This is a genomic window from Acinetobacter sp. GN11, from assembly GCF_054823985.1.
The window spans coordinates 1-4,169 of record NZ_JRVL01000270.1; the positions used below are offsets into that span (position 1 = coordinate 1).

The window sequence follows — 4,169 nt, forward strand, 5'->3', positions numbered from 1 at the left end:
CTAACTCACAAAATGTACAAAATAATTCTAATACATCACCACATCCAATCACTCAAAATACACTTATTGATCGGTTTAGTCCTATCTATTGGAGAATAGACGGTCCACAAACGATGTCTTTTGCTATTACGAATTATGGAAATGGTTTTGAAGCATCTTTTAGAGCACGAATGGCAAATGATCTAGTAGGAATTACGTGGGATTCTAATGATACTAAAGATCATAAATTTTTAGCGTATCAAACCAAATATAGCTATGCAGGGGTGGTTTGGGACTTCGATATTGAGTTATCTGCCACAATGCCAGTGCTTAACAATCCAAGTTTAACGCCCACTTTAACGGTGTACTATAATGAAAATGGCGTAGATAAAGTTGCCTATGTTGTCTTATTTAATTACGCAAATAATCCTTCATCGCGAACGGCACATATTCATATTAACTGGGATACAGTAAAAGCTGGCTTTTCTGCTACAGATAGCTTTCCGGTGACTAACATTCAACGGATTTCATTTTCAGGTTTCACGAGCCATTATAATAGCCAATCGGCCTTACCTTTAAGCCAGCCTGAAGATGGCTACATTCGTCTGACCAATTCCGTTGTAACAGGAACAAATGCAAAGTTAAATTTGAGTCGTGTTGTTGTACCTCAGCATAACTATGGTATTTGTACAAGCTATGATGACCATTACGATTTAAACCCACAGCGTTTAGTCAATAATATGGCCGCTTTAGGATATCAAGGTTTGGTTAACCACTATTGCGGAATGTCGCATTACCCTGAAATGACATGGAAAAGCGATATTAATAAATGGCAAATACCAGATACATTGGTTACAGGTGAGTCAGTTGTTAACCCATGTACACGTAAATGGCATGAGAAATATGCTCAGGCTTTACATAGCGCCAGTATGCAACCCATCTTTGGCGTAAGCTTTGAAATGTATTCCTTGGGAGCCAATGAATATTGGGCACAACGTGACTGGAATAGTAATTTAGGTCGTACAGGTTATGAACCACCAAGTTATTTCTTTAGTTTAAGTGACCAAAATGCTTTGGCATATCTACATAAAGCCTTTATTGAGTTTGCAGATGCAATGGTTGTAGGGGGATGTGATGTAAACATGCAGATTGGTGAACCGTGGTGGTGGTATAACACTGGCACAAACTTACCTTGTGTGTATGATTATCCAACAAAGCTGGCCTTTAATGCAGATACAGGTTTATATGCACCAGATTTGGGTACAATTTATGAAGCAATGAATAAGACAGGAACGCCATATGATGAGTTTAAAACATGGCTCCGAAATAAATTAGGTCAAACCTGCCAAGACATTCGCACGGTCATTAAAGCAAAATACTCCGCTGCCAAAGTTAGCCCCCTTATTTTCTTTCCTTCTATTCAATCTCCGATTCAGACTTTAGCCACTTATATTAACTATCCAAGCCAACATTACTCATATCCTAATTTTGATTACATGATGACAGAAGCTTATGACTGGCTATTGGAAGCTCGCTTAGACTTGGCACATCAAGCAGTTTCCCAAATACCTATACAAGGTCTAGGTTATCCTGCCAATAAAGTCATTTATTTATCCGGTTTCGTTCCTGATGCATCTATTGCCTATATCTATGGATTTGATAAGACCAAACCTTATCGAACACCCATTTGGCAACGAATTTTTGGTGACATGAAAAACAATGTTTCTTTAGGATTAATGAAACAATTTATCTGGGCCTATCCACAGGTTATGTTTGATTCAATTACGATCGATACGACTCAAGCTCCAAATGGCTTCTTTGTTGAAAATACGCTTTATTCGCCAATTAGTGATAACACACCTTATCCACCAGATATTTACCTATAAGTAAATATAACCCCTTTATAAGATAAGTAATTTGATATGAAACCTCTTCAAGTAAGAGGTTTTCTTCTTTTTGAAACATGGGCTTGCTTAGACGTACCTGACTGGCTATGCTGTGATGGATTGTCATGAAAGCCAATTTTAATTTAAGCAAAATTAAGCTCTTGTATTACTGTTACATAGTCTATTTTGCTCGACTATAAATACCGAATGATTTAAAGGAAACCCAAAGATGAAATCTCGTGCAGCTGTCGCCTTTGCCCCAGGAAAACCTTTAGAGATTGTTGAAGTTGATGTTGCACCACCTCAAGCAGGTGAAGTTTTAATAAAAATTACCCATACAGGGGTATGTCATACCGATGCTTTTACATTATCTGGTGATGATCCAGAAGGTGTTTTTCCTGCCATTTTAGGTCACGAAGGTGCAGGTGTTGTAGTTGAAGTGGGTGAGGGCGTAACAAGCGTTCAGCCGGGTGATCATGTGATTCCACTTTATACAGCTGAATGTAAAGAATGCTTATTTTGTAAATCTGGAAAAACCAACTTGTGTGTTGCAGTACGTGCTACTCAAGGTAAAGGTGTAATGCCAGATGGAACCACACGTTTTTCTTATAATGGCGAACCGATTTACCATTACATGGGTTGTTCAACATTTAGTGAATATACGGTAGTTGCAGAAGTATCTTTAGCTAAAATCAATCCTGAAGCGAATCACGAACAAGTTTGTTTACTTGGATGTGGCGTAACTACGGGTATTGGCGCCGTGCATAACACAGCTAAAGTACAAGAAGGTGACTCTGTTGCTGTATTTGGCTTAGGTGGTATTGGTTTGGCTGTTGTACAAGGTGCACGTCAGGCAAAAGCAGGGCGCATTATTGTAATCGACATGAATCCAGATAAATTTGAACTTGCTAAGCAGTTTGGTGCTACAGATTTCTTAAACCCTAAAGATTACGATAAACCAATTCAACAAGTCATTGTAGAAATGACAGGCTGGGGAGTAGATCATTCATTTGAATGTATTGGTAACGTCAATGTTATGCGCTCGGCTCTAGAGTGCGCACATCGTGGTTGGGGACAATCAGTTATTATTGGTGTTGCTGGTGCCGGTCAAGAAATTTCGACTCGTCCATTCCAGTTAGTGACAGGCCGTAAATGGTTAGGTACTGCGTTTGGTGGGGTAAAAGGGCGTTCACAACTTCCTAAAATGGTCGAAGATGCTATGAAAGGTGAAATTCAACTTGAGCCTTTTGTAACGCATACTATGCCTCTACAAGACATTAATACTGCTTTTGATTTAATGCACGAAGGCAAATCAATTCGCACAGTCATTCATTTCTAGATGAAATAAAAAAAGGGCTGTGATTCAGCCCTTTTTTACGACTTATAGTTTTATATCTTAAATGGCATTACCGCACATGTCTGTTGTGCCCTGAGGGTAGCTAAATTGTAGTGCATTACGGTCAGTAATGAGTTCATTAGACAACTCTTGTCCAAATAAATTCGTAGAAAGAATATTTATATTTCCATTCATTGAGAAAGCTATTTTCTGTAGTGCACCAGGCAATATAAATTGATATCCTTCATCAGCACCATTAGAAATAAATCCGACTTGCTTAGTGTCCTGATTAATATAGATACCTAAGCGTTGATATTCATTTGTGTTATCTGTCATTTTTTTGTTTTTAAAGTAACTATCAATAAGTTCATAATCTCCCACCTCCGATGATAAGCTATGATATAAACGAGGTGGATTCTCACCAAACTCAAAATCCTGAGCACCAATATCAAAATGATAATTTGATCTAATTGTATAGTTATTATCTGTTACACCATTAAAACTGATGTCGGCTGAGTAAGAGGAGCTGCTTGAAGAAAGTAGGGGGACTTTAAGCTCCATCTCAAAAGCAACAATACCTTTATTAGGCAATAAAAAATCACCTTCATAACTTGTTGAATTCATTTTTGTTTTGCTTTTTGCATTATAATCAAGATAACCATAATTATCTTCTGTGACAGGCTCCACTTTAAAACCAAATTTTTGACCATTTATCAATGGAAATATTTTCATAGGCAAATAGTCAGTATGTTCGCCATTCCAAAGATCAAAATCTTCTTGAGTCGCATTAAAATTATATTTACAGGCTGGGGCAGAATTAAGGGAGTTAGTTTGAGCTAATAGCATCTGTGGTACTAATTTTTCATTCTTTACAGATGATGAACTGCTTTTAGATGCGACTTTTTGACTCGATTCATTCTGCGATACGGTAGTCGTATTATCAGAAGATACTTCATACATTGCCCAAC

General features: G+C 37.7%; 3 protein-coding genes. 2 read left to right on the forward strand and 1 reads right to left on the reverse strand.

Going from position 1 to position 4,169, the window contains the following annotated elements:
- Together NL42_RS17865 and NL42_RS17870 are read left to right on the forward strand one after the other, a co-directional pair.
- On the forward strand, nucleotides 1–1,865 hold a 1,865-nt coding region (locus NL42_RS17865), incomplete at its 5' end, for a non-contractile tail sheath protein (protein WP_461313774.1).
- Between the two features lie 229 nt (nucleotides 1,866–2,094).
- A complete protein-coding gene (locus NL42_RS17870; protein ID WP_045432371.1) occupies nucleotides 2,095–3,204 on the forward strand; it encodes an S-(hydroxymethyl)glutathione dehydrogenase/class III alcohol dehydrogenase in 1,110 nt (369 codons plus the stop codon).
- A gap of 57 nt (nucleotides 3,205–3,261) precedes the next feature.
- Here the strand turns inward: NL42_RS17870 and NL42_RS17875 are convergent.
- Nucleotides 3,262–4,169 (reverse strand): DUF4882 family protein (locus tag NL42_RS17875; protein WP_461313775.1); only part of this gene is annotated, 908 nt, incomplete at its 5' end.

Excerpts from the sequence above, each read along its gene's own strand:
- NL42_RS17870 (WP_045432371.1), top strand. The coding sequence starts at position 2,095 with ATGAAATCTCGTGCAGCTGTCGCCTTTGCCCCAGGAAAACCTTTAGAG.